This window comes from Shewanella sp. S1-49-MNA-CIBAN-0167, from assembly GCF_040310145.1.
GTDB classification, from domain to species: domain Bacteria; phylum Pseudomonadota; class Gammaproteobacteria; order Enterobacterales; family Shewanellaceae; genus Shewanella; species Shewanella psychromarinicola.
Genome location: NZ_JBEOPO010000004.1, coordinates 109,041 through 131,423 on the forward strand (window position 1 = coordinate 109,041; position 22,383 = coordinate 131,423).

A 22,383-nucleotide genomic window follows, 5' to 3' on the forward strand; every position below is an offset into this window, starting at 1 on the left:
GAGTACCAAAACAAAAAAAGAATAAAAGATGATTTTTTATTCCATTTAGGAATATGCAAAGGGCTTTTTTTACGTTACAAAAGTGGGGTGGCGTTAAAAGGTTTTAAATTACCTCAATTTAAAACCAAGTAATTAGTCACAAAACATGCCTAATGTCGCAAGCTAGAAGGCCAATTAAGTGATGAATAATTATCAGCTTGATTGTTTTCTGAGTAAAACGACGTGCAAATACAATGTAACTATGTCAGCGTAATACTATCGACTAATGAGTTTACCCGACTTCTATGGTCATATGGTGCACTTTTTCTATTGGCAAAGAGCCCATATGAGGAAGTAATACTCAAACGGAATGGTCTATTGATGGGGAACCGCAATAGACGGTCTTTTTATTAACCATCAGGAAACAGTCATGCAGATTGGAATACCGAGAGAAAGTATCGAAGGTGAGACTCGAGTCGCGGCGACTCCAGCAACCGTGATACAGCTTAAAAAGCTCGGCTTTAGTGTGGCAATTGAAGCACAAGCAGGTGTGAAATCTAGCTTCGATAATGCAGCATTTGAAGCAGCAGGGGCAGATATTGTTGACAGCGTGTATCAAGCTGACTTTATTTTTAAAGTAAATGCACCGTCCGATGATGAAATCGCACAAATGAAGCCAGGCACAACCCTGGTCAGTTTTATTTGGCCAGCACAAAACCCTGAACTCGTTGAAAAACTATCAACTAACAATATTACTGTGATGGCCATGGACATGGTGCCGCGTATTTCACGCGCCCAATCACTCGATGCACTGTCATCTATGGCAAACATTGGTGGTTATCGCGCGGTCATTGAAGCCGCACATGAATTTGGTCGTTTCTTTACCGGGCAAATAACCGCAGCAGGCAAAGTACCACCAGCCAAAGTACTGATTATTGGTGCTGGTGTAGCAGGGCTTGCCGCTATTGGTACTGCAGGCTCTCTAGGAGCCATAGTCCGCGCATTTGACACCCGTCTTGAAGTGGCAGAGCAAATTGAGTCAATGGGCGGTAGCTTCTTAAAGCTTGAGTTTGAAAATAAAGAAGGTGGCTCATCTGACGGCTACGCTAAAACCATGTCAGAAGAATTTATTGCGGCTGAAATGGCGCTATTTGCCGAGCAAGCCAAAGAAGTCGACATCATCATCACCACCGCATTAATTCCAGGACGCCCTGCGCCAAAACTGATCACCAAAGACATGGTAGATACCATGAAACCGGGCTCAGTGATTGTCGATTTAGCCGCCGCTACAGGCGGCAACTGTGAATACACAGTAAAGGGTGAGCGTTTTATTACCGACAACGGCGTTAAGGTATTAGGTTATACCGACTTACCGGGTCGTTTACCGGCGCAATCGTCACAACTTTATGGCACTAACTTAGTCAACTTGATGAAGTTAATGTGTAAAGAAAAAGACGGTAATGCCGTGCTCGATTTTGATGATGTTGTTATGCGCAATATGACCGTCACTCGTGGCGGCGAAATCACCTTCCCACCACCGGCAATCTCAGTATCTGCTGCGCCACAGAAACCGGCGGCCAGCACTGAACCCAAAGCGGCCAAAGTTGAAAAGGCACCTTCAAAACTTAAGTATATTTTAGGTGCTTTAGGTATTGCCGGCTTTGCCGCCGTCGCCTCGGTTGCACCGGCTGAGTTTCTGTCGCACTTCACCGTCTTTATCCTAGCCTGTGTGGTGGGTTATTACGTGGTGTGGAATGTGTCGCACTCGTTGCATACGCCGTTAATGTCGGTCACTAATGCGATTTCAGGCATTATTGTGGTTGGTGCATTATTGCAAATAGGTCAAGGTTCAGCATTAGTCACTGCGCTTGCATTTTTCGCGGTGCTTATCGCCAGTATCAACATCTTTGGCGGGTTTACCGTCACTCAGCGCATGCTGAAGATGTTCCGTAAAGATTAAGGGGTAATATCGTGGCTCAAGGACTGGTTACAGCATCTTATATCATTGCTGCCGTGTTTTTTATTCTCAGCTTAGCTGGGTTATCAAAACAAGAAACGGCTAAAAATGGTAATTTATTTGGCATTATCGGGATGGCGATTGCACTCATTGCCACCATCCTCAATCCTGCTACAAACGGCGTAGAATGGATTATTCTCGCCATGGTTATCGGTGGATCAATTGGTATTCGCTTAGCATTGAAAGTCGAAATGACGGAAATGCCTGAGCTGGTAGCTATTTTGCACAGCTTTGTGGGTTTAGCTGCAGTATTAGTGGGCTTTAATAGCTTTATTGATATTCAACCACACCAAGTGTCTGAATTTGTCGTGGTAATGGGGCAAGACCTCAACACCACGCTAGAAACGGCAAAAGCGGCCTTTGCAGAAGCAAGTAAAGCCCAACAAACTGAACACTTGACTGGTGCAATGCTTAACATTCATTTAGTCGAAGTGTTTTTAGGCGTCTTTATTGGTGCTGTCACTTTTACGGGTTCGATTGTGGCATTTGCTAAGCTACGTGGATTGGTTTCATCGAAAGCACTTATGCTACCGCATCGCCATAAATTAAACTTATTGGCCGTTGTGGCCTCGTTTATATTAATGCTGATGTTCGTACAAGCCGGCGGAGCAGTGACACCACTGATCCTGATGACCTTAATTGCATTAGCATTTGGCTGGCATTTAGTGGCATCGATTGGTGGTGCCGATATGCCAGTGGTCGTGTCCATGCTGAACTCATATTCAGGCTGGGCAGCGGCAGCGGCAGGTTTCATGTTATCGAATGACTTACTGATTGTCGTTGGTGCGCTTGTGGGCTCGTCGGGTGCGATCCTGTCTTACATTATGTGTAAAGCAATGAACCGCTCGTTTATTTCTGTTATTGCCGGTGGTTTTGGCAATGATAGTGTGGCGGCCAGTGGCGATGACACCGTCGGTGAATACCGTGAAACAACGGCTGAAGACGTAGCTGACATGCTAAAAGCATCAGACTCCGTTGTCATCACCCCAGGTTATGGCATGGCGGTAGCGCAAGCTCAATATCCTGTCGCTGAAATAACCAAAAAGCTGCGGGCTCTGGGTATAAAAGTCCGCTTTGGTATTCACCCTGTTGCGGGGCGTTTACCTGGCCACATGAACGTACTATTAGCAGAAGCTAAAGTACCTTACGATATCGTGCTCGAAATGGACGAAATCAACGAAGACTTTAGCAATACTGATACTGTGCTCGTCATTGGTGCTAACGATACGGTTAACCCTGCAGCAATGGAAGATCCAAGCAGCCCTATCGCGGGCATGCCAGTGTTAGAAGTATGGAAAGCTCAAAATGTGATTGGCTTTAAACGTTCAATGAACACAGGTTATGCCGGTGTACAAAATCCATTGTTCTTTAAAGACAATACTCAAATGCTGTTTGGCGATGCCAAGGACAGTGTAGAAGCCATCCTTAAAGCCTTATAAATCGACTTTATGGCGTTCGAAATACCAGCAGATAATGCTGGTATTTTTTTGTTTAATAACCCGCTAAACTAGGCCTATTGGACTCTACAGGATTATCGGTTGTCAATGACACAGCAGGACATCATTTCTCAATTGCAGTTTGAGCTGAAGCAACACCAGCAGCGCTTAAAGCAACTAGAGTATGAAAACAGTCGGCTTACCCTATTAAATAAACGGGTAAACGAGCAGCTTGATGCTGCACTTGATGGCACTGGCCTATGCTTGTGGGAGCAACATATTCCCACAGGCAATTTGACTATCTTTAATCAACAGTGGGGCCACCTGCTTGGTTTTACCCGCGAAGAATTACCCGCCCATATCAACAGCTGGAAAAACAATCTTCACCCTGAAGACAAAGACTGGGTTATACAAGCCTTTGAAAGCCATGTAGCGGGTCAAGCTGAAATCTATCAAGCCGTACACCGCATGGTGCACAAAGATGGCACTGTTGCATGGGTGTCAGACCGTGGCCGCATTATTGAATATGATATTAATGGTGAACCGCTTCGAATTATGGGCACTCATATTGATGTCACCCAAGAGAAGCGTTACGAACAAGACTTAGCTAGACTGGCTCTTCGCGATCCGCTCACCAATTTACTCAATCGAAATGCACTCATTGATGCATTTGAACAGGAAAAAAACACCCATAGTACACATCATGGTGCCCTGTATTTTATCGATCTTGACGGCTTTAAGATTATTAATGATCACTTAGGACATCGATATGGCGATACGCTATTAATCCATATTGCTAATGATATTTGCCAAGTATGCGATCAACTCCTTAGCGCGGCAGACACCACACACAATCATCAAGCTCCCCGTCATCACGTGGCACGTTTTGGTGGCGATGAATTTGTTATTTTAGCCTATTATAGTAACGTGGAACGATTAACTGTATTGGCCAGAACCCTGCTATCACACTATCAAGAGCCTATCGATTTAGAGGGTGAAACCATTAAAGTAGGACTCAGCATTGGGATCAGCTTGTTTGATGAGTTAGATGAGTTTACTAATGTTTGCGAACAAGCCGATAAAGCCATGTACAGTATTAAAAAACACGGTAAACATAACTTCTTATTTTGGTAATAAGATTGAAATGCCTAAAACGATCCCCCAAGCCATACCTAAAATAACCCTTAAAATAACACTCAGACGCTAGCAAAGTTTTGTAACAAAAAGGGGCTATTGGCAGGAAGATGAGCGAAATAATGAACCCTATTGTGTATAACGATTTACCGATCAGGTTAGGTTTGCGTCCGTGAGGGCGAGGTTAATGACACTAAAAACCTGCTGTGAATATCAATAAAAATACAATTTATATCACTTTAAATTCATTTTCAGGATATGCTGCCACTAAATTAAACAGTCCTTCATAACAAAACCTCAATTAAATGGACCGAGTAATCTCGATATACCCTTGTAATACAGAGAGTATGTTCGACCTATGTGGCCTGTGGTGACACCGGCGACAGACAATCAGTACCCTAAAGACGCCTTGTATTTATCTTCAGCATTTGCTGTTTATCGTTATCAGGTGGGTTTATTTCGCGTTATACCGTAAACTCTCGCTCATTAATGGATTTTATTACTAACCTTGTCTCGCATAAGCCTAAATTGTTATTGACCATGATTAACAACAATGCCTTGTGATACAACTTACTACTGACCAATAAGAATTATTTTTTATGTTTTTATCACCTTATTTTACCAAGCTAGATCAAAGTGTGTTTATTTCGGCTCAACAGGCTAGTGATTTTGCTAAAAAAGTCGCCGAAGACTTCAACCCCATTCATGATGTAGGAGCTAAACGCTTCTGTGTTCCTGGCGATTTATTGTTTGCTCTAGTGTTGACCGAATACGGTTTAAGCCAAAATATGCAGTTTAAGTTTGCTGGTATGGTCGGTGATCGCGTGGAGTTAAACGTGGATAAAAACGTGGCCGATAAATTCAGCCTTTGCGACACCAAAGGCAAAGAATATCTGCATATTGAACGACAGGGTGACGAGTGCCAATGTGATGTGCAAACGGCGGCATTCATTAAAAGCTATGTCGCTTTTTCAGGATTGAATTTTATTCACGTACTTGTGCCTATGATGAAGCAATACAAGATGATGATTAATCCTGATCGTCCATTAGTGATTTATGAAAGCATGTCATTTCATTTGGACCATTTTGATTTCAGCACCATCAGTTTACACCTTATTAAACAAGACCTAGCTATTGATGGTAAGCGTGGTGATGTCACCCTCACCTTTGAACTTCAAAGCCAAGGAAAAGTGATAGGTAGCGGAGTCAAAACATTAGTATTAAGCGGTTTGCGCGAATTTGATGAAGAAAAAGCGCAGCAAATGTGCGACCGATACGAAAGCAGAAAGCGGGCGTAACCATACATTATGGGCGATTTTTTGTCGCTCACGAAATATCATTCCGTAACGATATCAGCTCGATCCAGCATGTTGAATGCTCAAATACCGACACGGAATGGTATCTTCGATATCCTATTGATCATAATGCCAATTTGAACACCGATTTGTGACTAACAGGGTAACACTTAACTGATGCGTACGATTTAGTGCGTTACTTGCTCTTGGTGTAGTTGCCCATCTTGCAATAGTACCAATGCACTATTGCCGATAAGTTGTTCAACACATTGGCATCCAACCTCAGCAAAATGGCTAACAGCAGCCTCTCTGACAATATCAAGCGACTTGAAGGTTTTCATGTTTTCGTCAGTACTGGCACATAAACAGAAAAACAGTTGTAATACTGCTTTACGTTCAGGGTGGCGCATCACCTCGCGCCATGATCGCTCTAATGCTGTTATCGAAGTAAAGTCTAATCCTTCAATAAAAAACGCCCCAATACGTTGATCTAAACGCACTAGAAATTCTGTTTTTCGCGGAAAGTGATGACTGATCCCCGTGCGGCTAACACCAGTGGCTGCAGATAATGTTGTGTACGACATCGCCTCAAAACCAATTGTGAGGATTTGTTTAAAGGCTTCATCTAAAATTTGGTTAACGGTTAACTCAGTTTCAACTCTAGAACGCTTGGCCATAAACTTGATCTCTCTAATTATTTTGATGCAAGAGCTTACCAGACCGAACTAGAAAATTCTGCTGTGATTTAGCAAAATGGCAACATATTTAACCGTACAATGTACAGATCTACAGGATAAAACAGAATATTATCGCGATAACGATTTATTTACCCCTTTAAAATCAAAGGTAATAACAGAACACGGCTAAATGACCTTCATACGGTAAAAACAATCGCGAATAAAAGTTTATCGCTTATTTTATTGTTGAAAATTGCTTTTTCAGCCACTGCTGCGTTTCAGCCTCGCCCATCAACTGTTCTAAGGTCGGCGACAACACTTCAATTAACTTAGGTTGACGCCAAAACATGTACTCAGGCAAAGACTGAACTGCACCAAAAGTACGCTGGACTAAGCTAGAAAACTCTCCCATGTCACGCGTCGACCACGTCGGCATTAATGGATAAACCGCGGTTAAAAAATCCTCATACCGAGTAAAATGCTGTAATTGTTGGGCATCATAATGACTGAGTACAACCTGTAACTGGGGAGAACTCCAATGGGACAAATTACCACTGTCGTTAATGAGCGCAAGATTACGCCGATGGAACTGTTGCCACGCCAGATCGAGCTGGTGATAATGTTGCGCAATACGCCATAATAAATACAAATCGGCTAGCCATTCATGCTGATATTTAGTCAAAGAGGAAGGTAAAATGCTGTCTTGCAGTGCAATGTTATATAAATGGCCTATCTCGTGCCACAAGGTTAACTGTGTTTGTTCGACTAACGGCAACTGATAAGTTGTTAACCCAATAGCGCCACTCTGTTCTGTCACCTCTTTAGCGGGATTAATAATAATCATCCCAGCAATGATGTCATCTTTAGCAACCAACACCATGGCACTTTTACGCCCAATTGCACGACGAATATTAGCAACAGAAAAAGCCGCTTGATGTTGTAATGAGGTAGGAAGTAACGCAACACATCGCACCAGAGTAGACACTGGGCACACCAGTGCTTGTTTAGTTGCAATAGGGGTGTAATAAGCGTGGCGAATATCATCATTCGCCACATTATCTTCAACAATAGCCTGAGTCGCTATGACCGGAACGATGGCCACTGATTGACTCATAAACGGGTTGGCATTGACAAGCTGACTTGCTAATAACGCTGCGCAAGCGAGGCTATAGCTTAATAACGTCAGTAATGATCGCTGCCAGTATCTAAGCATCGATTATTTTTGTGACATAATATTTTGAATAATGGCCGTGGTTGACACACCATCTTCAAATCCAAGCACTTCGACCTTACCGCCCGCGGCTATCACTTCAGCACCACCGGCAATATCTTCCACCTTATAATCACCACCTTTAACTAAAGAATCGGGTAATAAGCGCGTAATAATCCGTTGCGGCGTGTCTTCAGAGAATGGAACCACCCAATCAACCGCTGCTAGGCCCGCTAACACCGCCATACGACGATCAACCGTGTTGACTGGACGTCCAGGGCCTTTTAACCGTGTAACCGAGTCATCATCATTCACAGCAACAATGAGGCGATGACCTAACGCTTTGGCTTGCTGTAAATAACTCACATGACCCGCGTGTAGAATATCAAAACAACCATTGGTCATCACAATACGTTCACCGCGTAAACGTGCCTGATCCATCGCATAAGCTAATTGATCTTCTGTCATCACCCCAAAGCCAGACTCGCCATGGTTAAGGGCTAATGCCTGAATTAATTCGATGCGGCTGACCGTCGAGGTACCGAGTTTACCCACAACCACGCCTGCAGCGGTATTGGCAATCGCACAAGCTTGCGCTAACGTCGCGCCCGCAGCAATGGATGTCGCTAAGGCTGAGATCACGGTATCACCGGCACCCGTTACATCGTGAACTTCACGGGCAACCGTTGGAATGTGCAGTTCAGGTTGATCTTGCGATACTAAGGTCATGCCTTTTTCTGAACGAGTCACTAAAATGGCATCAAAATTATGCAATTTAATCAGTTTTTGGGCTTTTTCGATTAAATCATTTTCGCTGGTCACCGTACCGACAACCGCCTCAAACTCACTCATATTTGGCGTAATTAATGACGCACCATGATAACGGGCAAAATCATGCCCCTTAGGATCAACTAATACTTTTACCCCTTTGGCTCGCGCTTTAGCAATAAAATCCTTAGGTTCATCAATGGCGCCTTTGGCATAATCTGACAATACCAATACATCAACATTATCTAAAATGGCTTCGCTTTGAGCGAATAACGCTTGGCTAGTGGCTTTATCAAACGGTTCTTCAAAATCTAAGCGGATCAATTGCTGATTGCGCGACAAAACGCGTAATTTAGTAATCGTTGGCTTGTCTGCGACTGTTAACCACTGTGGCTCAACGCCAAACACTTTCACCCCTTGGGTTAATGCTTGCGCCGTTTCATCTTGACCTACAATACCCGCTAGGTGGACATGTCCACCTAATGTAGCAATGTTTAATGCCACGTTGGCGGCACCGCCGGGTCTATCTTCGATTTGATTAATTTTAACAACAGGTACAGGGGCTTCGGGTGAAATGCGTCCCGTAGGGCCTACCCAATAGCGATCTAACATCACATCGCCAATCACTAAAACGCGCGCATTTTCAAAAGCGGGGAGAGAAACCTTCATGGTGTATTCGCTGTCTTGTAAAATTTAACCATGATTGTACCTAATTTTCATCAAAATATGAGGTAGAATAACAAATAATTTTTATGAACTAGACGAGTTATCTGTGGTCGAGAAAGCCGAATTTTCTTCTGATTTATATCATCCTAAACATTGGCTAATGTGGTTTGGCGTCGGGTTAATGCGCTTGACCTTGTTATTACCCTTACCGTGGCAAATGAATATTGGCAGTGCACTTGGCCGATTAGTGATGAAAATAGCCAGTGGTCGAACCCATACCGCAAGGCGTAACATCGATTTATGCTTTCCAGATATGAGTGATACTGACAAACAACAACTGCTTAAGCGGACCTTTGAAGAAACCGGCAAAGCCTTATTTGATACCATTAACGCCTGGTGGTGGTCAAACGATCGCGTCCAACAACACATGACGATTAAAGGCACTGAGCATGTTAGTCAAAGCTTGGACAGTGGCAAAGGGGTGATTTTATTTGCGGTGCATTGCCTACCACTTGAAATGGGCGCGCGTATATTTGGTCAATTTGCCCCTGGTATTGGGGTATATCGTCCACACAACAATCCGGTAATGGAATACTTACAAGTAAAAGGTCGCTTACGCTCAAATAAAGGCTTAGTGCCTAAGCGTGACGTGCGCCAAATGATCCGCAGTTTACGCAGCCCTGACGTGATTTGGTACACAGCGGACCAAGACTTTGGCCGCTCAAGCGCGGTGTTTATTCCTTTCTTTGGGGTACCGGATGCAGCCACCATTACCGGTGCAACCTCTCTGGCGAGATTAGGCAAAGCCAATGTTGTGCCTTTTTTTGTTGAACGTAATGCTGATGATAACGGCTATACCCTCGAGATCATGCCGCCTTTAGATAACTTTCCCGGCGACAATGAAACTGATGACGCCATCCGAGGCAACCAGATAATTGAACAACTGATTAGCCGCAACAAACCACAATATATGTGGCTGCATCGTCGCTTTAAAACGCGTCCCACCGAAGATACACCCTCGTTATATGACTGAAGTTAGTTAATCGAGCGGCCGTATTGGTCATAAAAGCGTCTTTAGACGCTTTTATATTGGCTCATCATTTACCACTCGTTTGATTTGTTACACCTAACACCATGCCAATTTATCAATGTGGTGACACGATTATCGATGTTGATTTGAAAAGCCACACCGCAAAGCGCAAAAACATTGCCACTATCAACGCAGTTTTGATGGCGTTTATTGCGAACATAATGATCCGAGCAGTATGGGGTGAACTTAGCATGAAGAGGCATATTTACCCCCAAACCTTCACCGCACTAGCCCGGCAGGAATCGTCATTATATAAAATCACACATTTCACTGAGCGACTTCTTTTCCAGTGCATGTTGTGGGATGGTCGCATCATCTGCAGGATACCCAGCAATAATAAGCATATAGGGGCGTTCATTATCATTGTCGCGCCCACACACTTTACTTAAAAAGCTCATCGGTTTTGGGGTGTGCGTTAAAGTACCAAGGCCTGCGTGATGCAATGCTTGGATTAAAAATCCCGTCGCAATCCCCACTGATTCATGGACATAATAATTACTCTTTTGTTCACCCGCCGCTTCGGTGCGTTTTTTACTGAACACAGCAATTAGCCAAGGCGCATGTTCTAAATACGGTTTATCGGCGTTAGTCCCTAAAGGTTTCAATGCCGCTAACCATTCCTCGCCGGCACGACCGGCATAAAACGCTTGCTCTAATGCCTCAGCTTGTTGACGAATTTGTGCTTTTATTTGCGGACTGTTAATTGCCACAAAATGCCACGGCTGATGGTTGGCCCCATTAGGTGCCGTGCCCGCCGCTAAAATGCACTGTTCAATAATGGCTTGCGGGACTGCACGGTCAGAAAACGCCCTAATAGAATGACGCCGTTTAACCTGCTGGTAATTATCTTGTGCCCGTTTGAGCATTTCATCGGGTGAATATTCAATAAAATCGGTCAGAGGTAAATGCGTTTGGGTCATAATGGATCCTAATGATTACGCTTACTTGTTACTGTTATGTTGAGCTTACACTCATGTGTGTTGCGATAACGCTAGTTTTTTGGAATAACACTAATATTTCTGCAAAAACACTAATATTTCTGCAAAAATACTACGCTAACAAACAGGATAATAATGACTATTAAAATATTCTTATTGAAACCGTTGGAGCGACAGATTAGAGTCTATGCGAGTCAGTTTAGCTTTCTAAAGGATCATATGATTGCAGTAATAATAGGTGCGACGGGGTTAGTGGGTAATACCTTACTGGCTCGCATCATTGAAAGTGAACAGTATAGTAAAGTATTGGTCATTGGCCGTTCGGAACCTAATTTGGTCGAACATCAATTTGGCGCCGAAAAAGTACAGTTTATTGACAGCCAGCTTGACGAACTTCATGAACTTACATTGGCAGACAAAGTGGATCATGCCTTTTGCTGTTTAGGTACCACTATCAAGCAAGCTGGTAGCGAAGAGGCCTTTATTCAGGTTGATAAATTAGCCGTACTGGCCTTTGCTAAACTGTGTCAAACCCAAGCAAATCCTTCGCTTAAATTTATGGTAGTGACCTCACTGGGTGCGGATACTAAATCAAGCGTGTTTTATAACCGGATAAAAGGCGAGGTTGAACAAGCGCTTAAGGCGTTGTCCTTACCGGTAATGAATATTTTTCAACCCAGTTTATTATTAGGACCTCGAGATAATAGACGTCTTCTGGAAGATATTGGCCAAACCATTTTGGGGGGGTTATCGTTTTTGTTTATCGGCCCGCTGCGTCAATATCAGCCCATTGATGCACAAATGGTCGCGGAGTCGATGTACCAAGTCGCTCTGAAGCCTCAAGTCGCTCCCACCACTCAAATTATCACTAATGCCATGATGCATCACTGTCATTATTCATAAGAGTACGCTCGACAATAATGCATGTTTGTGACAAGTTAATACCAATGTGTTGTTTAATGCTAACGACATAAAAGTATAACTGTAACGATTAAGTAAGGAGAACGAGATGAGTGATGCTAACGATTTAACCTTAAATGAAGTCTGTGAAATACTCGACAAAAGCCCTACTACAATTAAGCGTTATGCTCGCGAAAATTTACTGTTCACTGAACAACACGGTAATGTGCTTAGTTTTAATAAAGCCGAAGTGATGCGTTATTTAGCGTTTTCTGAACGTTAATCCCTCTTTACCCGTTTAACGTTCTTTGCTCAAAGTTCTTTACTAAAAGTTCTCTGCTAAAAGTTCTCTGCTAAAAGTTCTCTGCTAAAAAAATCCCCAAACCGTCATTGACAGTATTGGGGATTTTTTTATCGGCTTAGTGATTACTGCACAGCAAGACGTTAGTCACCAAAGTCATCGAGTAAAATATTCTCCGACTCAACTCCTAAGCTTTCTAGCATAGCAATAACCGATGAATTCATCAGCGGCGGGCCACACATATAATACTCACAATCTTCCGGCGCTTTATGTTGTTTTAGGTAATTCTCGTACAGCACGTTATGGATAAAGCCTGTGTATCCGGTCCAATTATCTTCTGGCAATGGATCCGACAAGGCCACATTCCAAGTAAAATTGTCGTTTTCAGCGGCAAGTTGATCAAAATCTTGTTGATAAAACACTTCGCGAGTTGAACGAGCCCCATACCAAAAGCTCATTTTACGCTTAGTGTTAACACTTTTTAGCTGATTAAAAATATGCGACCGCATTGGCGCCATGCCAGCACCACCACCAATAAACACCATTTCAGCATCGGTTTCTTTGACAAAAAACTCACCAAATGGACCCGAAATAGTCACCTTATCACCGGCTTTTAAGCTAAAGATATACGACGACATTTTCCCTGGTGGTAAACCGGCTTTAGGCGGGGTAGCGATACGTACATTAAGCAGTATACTGCCTTTTTCATCAGGATAATTGGCCATCGAATAAGCACGTAATACGTCTTCATCCACCGTAGAGACTAAATCAAATAAACCATACTTAACCCAGTCATCACGGTATTCGTCCGGAATATCAAAATCAGCATAACGGACTTGATGGGCAGGCGCTTCAATTTGAATGTAACCTCCAGCCTTAAATAACACGTCTTCGCCTTCGGGAATTTTTAATAACAGTTCTTTAATAAAGGTCGCTTGGTTATTATTTGAAATAACCTCACATTGCCATTTTTTAACCCCAAAAATTTCTTCATCAATCTCAAGATCCATGTCGGTTCGCACGGCGACTTGACACGCCAAACGAGAGCCGTCTTTGGCTTCTTTTTTCGAGATATGATCCAGCTCAGTCGCTAAAATATCACCGCCACCGGCTTTCACTTTTACGCGGCATTGACCACAAGTACCACCACCGCCACAGGCTGATGGAATAAATATCTGTTGCCCAGACAATGCAGCCAATAATTTATCACCCGCAGGGGTTTGCACGCTTTTACTGGCATCACCATTAATGCTAATCGTCACATCACCGGTGTTCACCAATTTTCGTTTGGCGACTAAAATCACCACCACTAGCAAACTTACCACTATGGTAAACATGCCAATACCTATTGCCATTTCCATTAAATAACCCTTTTCTTTAATGCGTTATAACGTAATGCCCGCAAATGACATAAAGCCCAGAGCCATTAAGCCGGTGGTAATAAATGTGATCCCAATGCCTTGTAATCCATCAGGAATAGCATGAAACTTCATCCGTTCACGCAATCCTGCTAATAACACGATGGCCATCGCCCAACCCACAGCAGAACCCGCAGCAAAGACCACTGACTCAGTAAAGTTATAGTCACGGTTAGCCATAAAGATAACTCCGGCAAAAATGGCGCAATTGACCGTTAATAGCGGTAAGAAGATCCCTAATGACTGATATAAGGTCGGAATATAACGGTCTAAAAACATTTCTAAAATTTGCACTAACGCGGCTATCACCCCGATAAAGGTAATCAACTGTAAATAGCTTAAATTAAGTTCAGCAAACCCCGCCCACGCTAATGCGCCTGGCGCTAAGATATTGACGTAGATAATTTGATTGAGTGGCACTGCCAGCATCATCACCACAATCACTGCGATCCCTAAGCCAAATGCAGTTGAGACCTTTTTTGATACGGCTAAAAAGGTGCACATACCTAAGAAAAATGACAGCGCCATATTGTCGATAAACGCCGCTTGGATAAATAAATTAATATAGTGTTCCATGCTGTTTCCTTATCCGCGCTTGCGCTGAATGATTTTAATGACCCAAATCATCACGCCAATGATAAAAAAGGCACTGGGTGGCAATGTGAACATCTCATTCGCCAAATACCAGCCGCCATTTTCGACAGTGGTTAAGATTGAATGACCAAACAAACTGCCACGACCCAGTAGTTCACGAATAAACGCCACGCCCATTAAAATCACCCCATAACCCAAGGCATTGCCTAAGGCATCGAACACGGCTAGGTGAGGAGGATGTTTCATCGCAAAGGCTTCGGCGCGGCCCATAATGATACAGTTAGTGATGATCAAACTCACAAACACAGATAACTGTTTCGATAGCTCATACGCCACATCTTGTAGCACCATGTCGACAATAATCACCAAGGACGCAATCACGGTCATTTGCGCAATAATGCGCACACTGTTGGGAATAAAGTGGCGAATGCTTGAAATAATCAAGTTCGAAAACACCAACACAAACGTCACCGCGAGTGTCATCACAAATGCGGTTTGCATCGAATTACTGACCGCTAAGGCCGAACACACACCTAATACCTGCATTGCCACTGGATTATTGGCAAAAATAGGAGATGTCAGGATCTCGCGAGTTGAAGTGGTATTACTCATTTACTTATCCTCTGCAGCGGCTAACGTGTGTAGATAAGTTTGGTATCCCTCTACGCCAAACCAAAACTCGACTAAACGTTGGATACCGACACCCGAACGAGTCGCGCCACTGACACCATCGATGCCGTGAATGTCACCGTCTTTTGCACCGCCCTTAATCACTTTAATGGCAATGTTACCTTTGGCATCAAATAGCGTTTTGCCTTGCCACAAGGCTAACCATTGTGGGTCAGTAATAAAGTCAGCAATACCTGGGGTTTCGCCATGCTCATAAAACACGATGTTCTCAATGGTGTTTAAGTCAGGTTTTATCGCCATGTAACCGTAAATAATCGACCACAAACCTTTGCCGTAAATAGGCATAACAATACTGGCAAGTTGACCCTTGGTGTCGTACACCTCAAAAATGCGAATATCGGTCGCCATGGTTTTAATCTTGGCGATGTCTTTTTTAGGTTTAGTAGACGTTTCAGGGTTAATGGCCGCCATGCGTTCGTCAAAATCAAGTAAGTTAGCTTTTTCAGTCACTTTACCTGTCGCCAAGTTAACCATTTTCGGTTGAACTCGCTGAGTAAACAACTCGCTAAAGTCACCTTGGCTGATGTCGATGTCAGCAGCCTTTAACACATACTGCTGCACTTCTTCACGCTTCTTGGCTAATTTGCGCTCTTTTAAAATCTCGACAGTACCCGTGATCATAAACGAACAAACTAAGCTTAAAATGATAATAAAAACCATGGTTCCAGCGACGGTATCTTTCTTAAAGGCCATGACGTTTTAGTCTCCGTTTAATATTAGCGCGAGCGACTAAGTAGTCGAATAACGGTGCCCATAAATTAGTAAACAAAATAGCCAACATAATACCCTCTGGCATTTTGGTATTGAGTAAACGAATAATAATGGTCATAAAGCCAATCATAAATCCAAAAACAAACTTGGCCTTACGGGTATAGGATGCCGTCACCGGGTCTGTGGCCATAAACATCATTCCCAATGCAAAACCACCGGTCACTAAGTGCCATGTCCACGGCATTGCCGACATGGGATTTCTGCTAGAACCAAAATAGTTGAACAACAAGACGGTAATGATCATTCCCAGCATAACGCCGGCTACCACACGCCAATCAGCTACGCGAGTTAGGAGTAAAATACCGCCACCGATAAGAATGGCTAAGGTACTGGTTTCACCCACAGCACCTGGGGTAAAGCCTAAAAAGGCATTCCACCAGCTCGGATCACTCACCACGCTAAACCAACTCACATCGACAAAGCTTAATTTTTTAGCCACGGTAAGGGTTAATGTGGTTGCACCAGAAAAGCCATCAACCGCAACAAACTGTCCTAACGCCACCACTTCGGTTGGATAAGCAAAGTAAATAAACGCATAACCCGCTAGCGCAGGATTTAAGAAGTTGTAGCCCATGCCGCCAAACAGTTCTTTTGCAACCACTACCCCAAAACTGATGCCTAAGGCCACAATCCATAATGGTGTAGAAATGGGTAAAATTAACGAGAACAATAAGGCCGTGATAAAAAAGCCTTCATGTAATTCTTGGCGACGCACTTTGGCAAACACCACTTCCCATACCAAGTTTACTATCAGCGCCGTTAAGTAAAACGGCACATAAAAACTGGCACCATAAGCGAATAAACTGATCAAGCCTGCACTTTCAGTCAGCGAGCCAAACATCGCGTTATACAAGGCTAATTGCCATACATCAGGCTGGGTTGCCCCGGCAATAATGGCCATTTGCGCCTGAAGACCAATATTGTACATACCCAATAACATGGCAGGAAATAAACACATGCCGACAATGTGCATGGTGCGCTTAACATCAATAGCATCACGAATATGCACATCACCTTTAGTGCTGCGGCCATTGGCTATCCACAAAGACCGTAGATAACTCCGCATTGAGTTACCATGGGCGTAGTAACTGTCTTGGGTGCTGGGTTTTTTCTGTTGCTGACTCATTAACCTTCCCTCTCGATAATATCTAGGCAAGCACGTAATTCTTTACCGAAGTCATATTTCCCAGGGCACACAAAAGTACATAGTGCTAAATCTTCTTCATCTAGTTCTAATGCCCCTAATAACTGTGCCTCATCGGTATCGCGTACCACTAAGTCGCGCACTAAAAGCGTGGGCAGAATATCTAATGGCATCACACGATCAAGTTGACCAAATGCCATCATGGCCCGTGGAGAACCACCAGCTTGGGTCGTAAAGTCGAACAGTTTTTTGGTGCGACTAAAGCCTGACATCATGATGCCGGTCATTGAGAATTTTCGGCTATCATGGCGAACCCAAGGTAAAATCTCTTGTTGTCCATTTTCAGTGAGCACACTAATTTGATTATGAAAGCGGCCAAGGTAATCATAAACGCCGACAGCAGTATGACCTGACAATAGTGATCCAGAAACAATACGGGAATCTTGTTGATTGATTTCATCCAGGGTCAAATCGCTTAGCTTCGCACCCAATTGAGTTTGCACTAATCGTGGCGTTAACACATTAGGGCCGGCTAATGACACGATACGATTGGTATACAGTTCGCCGGTTAAAAACAGTTTGCCAAAGGCAATCACGTCTTGATAACCCACATGCCACACTTGGCGTTCAATACTGGCAGGTAACAGGTAATGAATATGGGTGCCAACTAATCCGGCAGGGTGCACACCGTTAAAACGCTGAACATTGACTTGCGATAAGTCGTACTCAATGCTGGCATCGGCCAATAACGAAGCGCCATCGTCTTGGCATAGATACACCTGACCGCTAGTCAAAAACGTTAGGGCAAATAATCCGGCTTGAAAAGCCTGTGGTTGAGTCGCAATAATAACCCGTGGATCGGACGCAAGAGGATTGGTGTCAATGGCGGTGACAAATATACCGGCAGGGCTTGCATCTAACTGGGGCACTCGAGAAAAAGGACGTGTGCGCAACGCGGTCCATAAGCCACTGCGGACCAAACCGTCTTTAACGGCTTGATGTGATAGCGTATTAATATCCATAGACTCAAGAATGAAACAGGGCTCTTGCTTGGCATCACAATCAATGACAACCGACTGCAGTACCCGACGCTCTCCGCGATTAATAGCGACAACAACTCCGCTTGCTGGCGCGGTAAATAACACCCCTGGCGTTTTTTTGTCTTCAAATAACACTTGGCCTTTGACGACACTATCGCCTACTTCAACCGACATTGTTGGCTTTAAGCCCACATATTCTTCACCAATTAACGCCACTTGGGTCGTTTTAGGTGCGTCATCTATTTGCTGTAGTGGTTCACCAGCAACCGGGATATCAAGTCCACGCTTAATAGTTATCACTGGATTGTTAGCACCAGCCATCACATTCACCATCTAAAAATATTCGATAGCTAATATTATATGTTTGCAACTACTAATATAACAACAAAGATCACAGTCCGAGTGAGAACTGTAATTTTTCAACATAACCGAATACCAAATGTGTGAACCAGATCAATTTATTGACCAATATGATACAATTTGTGTAATTTTAAAGTCAAAAAGGTTTTTACATTTCGACGTCATTTCCGCGGCGATTTACTAATAATTATTAACAAAAATAGCCGAAAGCCACTTCATTAAAGACCAACTTACACCCATTAATGATGTCGCATTAAAATGGCGAACCGCTGATATTCTATATCGTTAGCCAGAGACGTTAATCAGCCAATTGTTGAATTAACCGTCCTTGCTGAAAAAGGTACACCGAATCCATTTGTTCTAACGCGGTCAAGCGATGGCTGATCATTAGCAGGGTTTTGTGCTGGGCAAAATCGAGTAAGACGTTGAGGATTTCACGCTCGGTACGTTTATCGAGTCCTTCAGTAGGTTCATCTAACAGCAGCAAAGGAGCATCACGCAATAATGCCCGAGCCACGCCAATTCTGCGCTGCTCGCCACCGGATAATTGTCGGCCGCCCTCACCGATCCAACAATCTAATGGTTTATCGCCTTGCAACAAGGTTTGCAGACCCACTTGCTGTAACACTTCAATAAAACGGTGATCATGTTCTTTTTTGGCCTCACCGTGCAGATACGGCAACGCTAACGCTAAATTGTCACGTAAAGTACCTGAAAACAGGTAAATACGTTGACTAACCACAGTCATCGCAGCACGAAGATTGGCATCGCTGTAGTCACTGATTGGCTGATCATCAAGCGTAATGGATCCCTGCTGCGCCGCCCAGTCACGGGTGATCAGTCCCAATAAGCTTGATTTACCACAACCAGTAGGACCTAAAATAGCCACCTTTTCACCGGCTTTAATGGTTAAGCCAAGGCCTTGTAACACCGGAGAGTGCGCGTGATAACCAAAGTGAACGCCACTGATCTGCAAAGCTCCGTGATGGGCTTGTAAGTGACTATCAGGATTAAATATCACACTCGGTGTTTGCTCGGTTATTTCCGTCACCCGCCGCGCAGCAAGTACCGTGCTTGATAAATGTTGGAATGCACCGGCTATCGGCATCATCATTTCAAGACTGGCCATAGTGGCGAACACCATTAATGCCATTAACGGCCCTGGCGGCGAGAGCTCACCGACACTTTGACCCGCTAAATACAGCATAGAGACAACCGCACTGCCATTGATTAATATCAGTAATGCTTGGCTTAGCCCGGTAATATTGGCCATGGTGGTTTGCTGACTAAATAAACTGTGCTGCGCTTGTTCAAGTTGAGCCAAATAGCGCTTATTAGCGCCAAATAAACTTAACTCGGCCTGCCCCTGAATAACATCAAGTAACTCAACTCGATATTGCCTTTGCGCCTGCATTAATACTTGCCCAGGCGCCTTACCTAAGTAATAAAATACTAGCGGTAAGATAAACCAAGCGGCTAATAACAGAGTGCATAAACTCAAGGCTAAATGGTTATCAAACCAACCGAGAAACGCCAACAATACACCAATCATCATCAAAGATGCGGCCATTGGCGTGAGTAAGCGTAAATAGAGATGATCTAAGGTATCAATATCGGCAACCAAACGATTGAGTAAGTCACCTCTTCGCAGACCTTGCAAGTTAGCCGCGCTTAACGGCAGTAACTTCTTCCATGCCCAAACACGCAGTTGCGTCAATAATTTAAAGGTCGCTTCATGGGTTGCTAACCGCTCACCGTAACGGCTTGCAGTACGAGCGATGGAGAAAAATCGCACACCTCCGGCGGGGGTGAAATAGTTAAACGTCTGCGCGGTAACCACCGCTAAGCCTGCTACTGCACTGGCAGATAAAAACCAGCCCGATAATGACAATAAGCCAATGCCCGTCAGTAATGTCGTCGATGTGAGCAAGAGCCCCACTAACATCATCAGCCACTGGCGGCGAAACAAAGCAACAAAAGGGCGTAATACCTGGATGATACTGCGCGGTTTCGCGTCAACGGATTGTGACATCAGCACACCTCCTGTTGTTGATTCTGTTGTTGATTGCGCATTTGCGACAATAACCCATCAACCTGTTGTAAATCATTAACATGGCCTTGTTGTACGACCCTTCCTTTGTCCATGACCAAGACGCAATTCATCGTGTGTAAATCATCTAATTTATGGGTCACGGTTAATCCCGTTGTCGACTGCATTGCGCGCTGCAACGTGGCCATCACAGACTGCTCACTTTGGGCATCTAAACTGGCTGTTGGTTCATCTAATAAAAATAACTTCGCCGGTTGTGCCAACGCACGAGCCAAAGCAAAACGCTGAGCTTGGCCTACCGACACACCCGCGCTTTGATCGCTGATGATTAAATCGAGCCCTAATGGATGCTGTAACACAAACTCACTGATGTTGGCCTGTTCAAGCAACGCCATAATCTGCTCATCGTTTAATTGCGGGTTGGCCAAAGCAACATTTTCTCTCACGGTGCCATGGAATAATTGCGGATCTTGGCCTAACCAAGCCAGATGCTGACGCCATTGCGCCACATTAAGGTGCGATAATTCATGACCATTAATCAGCAATGATCCCTGATAAGGTAAAAACCCCAATAATGCATTCAGCAAACTGGTTTTTCCCGCGCCACTTGGACCCACAATGGCCCAGTGTTCACCTGCGGGTAACGTAAATGAAACAGGCCCAACTAAACGCTGACCATCTAAACTAAACACTTCAGTCCCAATGGCTTGGATACCTATGCTATCGGCAGAGAATGTATTATTTTGTGGTATTGAATCGATAGCCACTGTGCTGACTTGGTAATCAAGCAGCTCAACTAGCGCTTCTGCTGCGCCAATGGCTTGAGCTTTGGCGTGATAATGGGTGCCTAAGTCGCGAAGCGGTTGATAAAATTCTGGCGCTAAAATCAACACAAACATACCGGTAAACAAACTCACCTGCACGCCATAATGACCAAAGTCGAGATGACCTAAGTAACTAAAGCCAAAATACACCGCCAATACCGCAATCGACACTGCGGCAAAGAACTCTAATACCGCTGAACTGAGAAAGGCTAAACGTAATACCGACATAGTGCGGGCGCGAAAGTCTTCTGAAGCCTGTTCAATATTGACTAACTCCGCGGCGCCGCGATTAAACAGCTTTAACGTTTGCAGTCCTTTTAGCCGATCCATAAAGTGGCCGCTTAAACGCGACAACGCCTGCATATTTTTACGGTTAGCATCTGCCGCACCCATGCCAACTAAAATCATAAACATTGGAATTAAAGGCGCAGTGGCCAACAAAATGATCCCTGCAGCCCAATTAAGCGGAAACACACACGCTAAGATCAGCAAAGGAATAAACCCCGCTAACATCATCTGCGGTAAGTATTTAGCATAAAAGTCATGTAAATCTTCAACCTGCTCAAACACTAAGGTTGCCCATGCTCCAGCAGGTTTACCTTTAATAAACACCGGACCCAGTGCCACTAACTTATTAAGCACAGCTTGACGTATATCTTCGCGTAAACGTTTTCCAGCCTCAAAACTAAGCCGTTCACGCACTTGGGCTAACAAGGCTCGTATCAATAACAAGCCAATAAGTGCATAGAATTCATTGCTTAATGCGCCAGGTACGAGGTTATCAATAATGACACCCTGCAAAATCTGGGCAATAAAATAGGCCTGTCCCACAATGGCAATGCCATTTAACACCCCACATAACACAGATAATTTAAGGAAAATACCACAAGAAGATTGTTGGTTTTTAAGCCATTTTGCTAATGACTTTTCTAACGACTTGTCCATGAAGCTCCGGCGCAGTTATTGATGACCACTTTTATCACGCAGTATCGCAGTACTGGCATCTAGTTAACACTTAAAACGGTGTAAATGATATCTGATTCACATTTTGCTAATAAAGCCTGATTTAATAATTAAATTT

At 43.9% G+C, this 22,383-nt stretch carries 19 protein-coding genes; 7 read left to right on the forward strand and 12 right to left on the reverse strand.

Annotated features, from left to right (window positions below; translation table 11 throughout):
- Positions 1–409: 409 nt before the first annotated feature.
- The 4 genes from AAEZ00_RS03105 (at position 410) to AAEZ00_RS03120 (ending at position 5,864) form a co-directional block, all read left to right on the forward strand.
- On the forward strand, positions 410–1,939 hold the full coding sequence (locus AAEZ00_RS03105) for a Re/Si-specific NAD(P)(+) transhydrogenase subunit alpha (RefSeq protein ID WP_351076593.1): 1,530 nt from the start codon (positions 410–412) through the stop codon (positions 1,937–1,939).
- An 11-nt stretch (positions 1,940–1,950) separates the two neighbouring features.
- On the forward strand, positions 1,951–3,435 hold the full coding sequence (gene pntB, locus AAEZ00_RS03110; RefSeq protein WP_124013504.1) for a Re/Si-specific NAD(P)(+) transhydrogenase subunit beta: 1,485 nt from the start codon (positions 1,951–1,953) through the stop codon (positions 3,433–3,435).
- Positions 3,436–3,540: 105 nt separating this feature from the next.
- Positions 3,541–4,566 (forward strand): diguanylate cyclase domain-containing protein, encoded by a 1,026-nt coding sequence (locus AAEZ00_RS03115; protein ID WP_351088336.1) that lies wholly within the window; start codon positions 3,541–3,543, stop codon positions 4,564–4,566.
- Between the two features lie 599 nt (positions 4,567–5,165).
- Entirely contained in the window at positions 5,166–5,864 is a 699-nt protein-coding gene (locus AAEZ00_RS03120; protein WP_101032805.1) for a DUF3581 domain-containing protein, read from the forward strand.
- A gap of 185 nt (positions 5,865–6,049) precedes the next feature.
- Here the strand turns inward: AAEZ00_RS03120 and AAEZ00_RS03125 are convergent, their stop codons facing one another.
- The 3 genes from AAEZ00_RS03125 to hldE form a co-directional block, all read right to left on the reverse strand.
- Complete coding sequence (locus tag AAEZ00_RS03125) at positions 6,050–6,538, reverse strand: TetR/AcrR family transcriptional regulator (protein WP_124013502.1); 489 nt, start codon at positions 6,536–6,538, stop codon at positions 6,050–6,052.
- A gap of 235 nt (positions 6,539–6,773) precedes the next feature.
- Complete coding sequence (locus AAEZ00_RS03130; protein WP_351088330.1) at positions 6,774–7,751, reverse strand: hypothetical protein; 978 nt, start codon at positions 7,749–7,751, stop codon at positions 6,774–6,776.
- Between the two features lie 3 nt (positions 7,752–7,754).
- A complete protein-coding gene (gene hldE, locus AAEZ00_RS03135) occupies positions 7,755–9,185 on the reverse strand; it encodes a bifunctional D-glycero-beta-D-manno-heptose-7-phosphate kinase/D-glycero-beta-D-manno-heptose 1-phosphate adenylyltransferase HldE (RefSeq protein WP_351088331.1) in 1,431 nt (476 codons plus the stop codon).
- 103 nt (positions 9,186–9,288) lie between these two features.
- On the opposite strand from hldE, the gene lpxL reads away from it, so the two are divergent.
- Positions 9,289–10,215: an LpxL/LpxP family Kdo(2)-lipid IV(A) lauroyl/palmitoleoyl acyltransferase gene (gene lpxL, locus AAEZ00_RS03140; protein WP_351088332.1), complete on the forward strand. Its 927-nt coding sequence runs from the start codon at positions 9,289–9,291 to the stop codon at positions 10,213–10,215.
- Between the two features lie 305 nt (positions 10,216–10,520).
- On the opposite strand, the gene AAEZ00_RS03145 is transcribed toward lpxL, so the two are convergent.
- Entirely contained in the window at positions 10,521–11,192 is a 672-nt protein-coding gene (locus AAEZ00_RS03145) for a nitroreductase family protein (RefSeq protein WP_124013499.1), read from the reverse strand.
- Between the two features lie 237 nt (positions 11,193–11,429).
- Here AAEZ00_RS03145 and AAEZ00_RS03150 point away from each other — a divergent pair, with 237 nt between their 5' ends.
- A complete protein-coding gene (locus tag AAEZ00_RS03150; RefSeq protein WP_351088333.1) occupies positions 11,430–12,113 on the forward strand; it encodes a Rossmann-fold NAD(P)-binding domain-containing protein in 684 nt (227 codons plus the stop codon).
- A 106-nt stretch (positions 12,114–12,219) separates the two neighbouring features.
- Positions 12,220–12,393: a helix-turn-helix domain-containing protein gene (locus tag AAEZ00_RS03155; protein WP_101032811.1), complete on the forward strand. Its 174-nt coding sequence runs from the start codon at positions 12,220–12,222 to the stop codon at positions 12,391–12,393.
- Positions 12,394–12,554: 161 nt separating this feature from the next.
- Here the strand turns inward: AAEZ00_RS03155 and nqrF are convergent, their stop codons facing one another.
- The 8 genes from nqrF to cydD all read right to left on the reverse strand — a co-directional run bounded on the left by nqrF (position 12,555) and on the right by cydD (position 22,247).
- Positions 12,555–13,772 carry an NADH:ubiquinone reductase (Na(+)-transporting) subunit F gene (nqrF, locus tag AAEZ00_RS03160; protein ID WP_124013497.1) on the reverse strand — a complete coding sequence of 406 codons (1,218 nt, stop codon included), beginning with the start codon at positions 13,770–13,772 and terminating at the stop codon, positions 12,555–12,557.
- A 24-nt stretch (positions 13,773–13,796) separates the two neighbouring features.
- On the reverse strand, positions 13,797–14,405 hold the full coding sequence (nqrE, locus tag AAEZ00_RS03165) for an NADH:ubiquinone reductase (Na(+)-transporting) subunit E (protein ID WP_101032813.1): 609 nt from the start codon (positions 14,403–14,405) through the stop codon (positions 13,797–13,799).
- Between the two features lie 9 nt (positions 14,406–14,414).
- Complete coding sequence (locus AAEZ00_RS03170; protein ID WP_101032814.1) at positions 14,415–15,035, reverse strand: NADH:ubiquinone reductase (Na(+)-transporting) subunit D; 621 nt, start codon at positions 15,033–15,035, stop codon at positions 14,415–14,417.
- Positions 15,036–15,806: a Na(+)-translocating NADH-quinone reductase subunit C gene (locus tag AAEZ00_RS03175; RefSeq protein WP_101032815.1), complete on the reverse strand. Its 771-nt coding sequence runs from the start codon at positions 15,804–15,806 to the stop codon at positions 15,036–15,038. It abuts the gene before it with no gap.
- Positions 15,796–17,010, reverse strand: a complete 1,215-nt coding sequence (locus tag AAEZ00_RS03180) for an NADH:ubiquinone reductase (Na(+)-transporting) subunit B (protein ID WP_335688346.1) — start codon at positions 17,008–17,010, stop codon at positions 15,796–15,798. Before AAEZ00_RS03180 ends, AAEZ00_RS03175 begins: the two co-directional genes overlap by 11 nt.
- Positions 17,010–18,389: a Na(+)-translocating NADH-quinone reductase subunit A gene (locus AAEZ00_RS03185; RefSeq protein WP_351088334.1), complete on the reverse strand. Its 1,380-nt coding sequence runs from the start codon at positions 18,387–18,389 to the stop codon at positions 17,010–17,012. Before AAEZ00_RS03185 ends, AAEZ00_RS03180 begins: the two co-directional genes overlap by 1 nt.
- A gap of 337 nt (positions 18,390–18,726) precedes the next feature.
- Positions 18,727–20,424 carry a heme ABC transporter ATP-binding protein/permease CydC gene (cydC, locus tag AAEZ00_RS03190; protein ID WP_351076702.1) on the reverse strand — a complete coding sequence of 566 codons (1,698 nt, stop codon included), beginning with the start codon at positions 20,422–20,424 and terminating at the stop codon, positions 18,727–18,729.
- A 35-nt stretch (positions 20,425–20,459) separates the two neighbouring features.
- Complete coding sequence (gene cydD, locus AAEZ00_RS03195) at positions 20,460–22,247, reverse strand: heme ABC transporter permease/ATP-binding protein CydD (protein WP_101032818.1); 1,788 nt, start codon at positions 22,245–22,247, stop codon at positions 20,460–20,462.
- Positions 22,248–22,383: the final 136 nt, after the last annotated feature.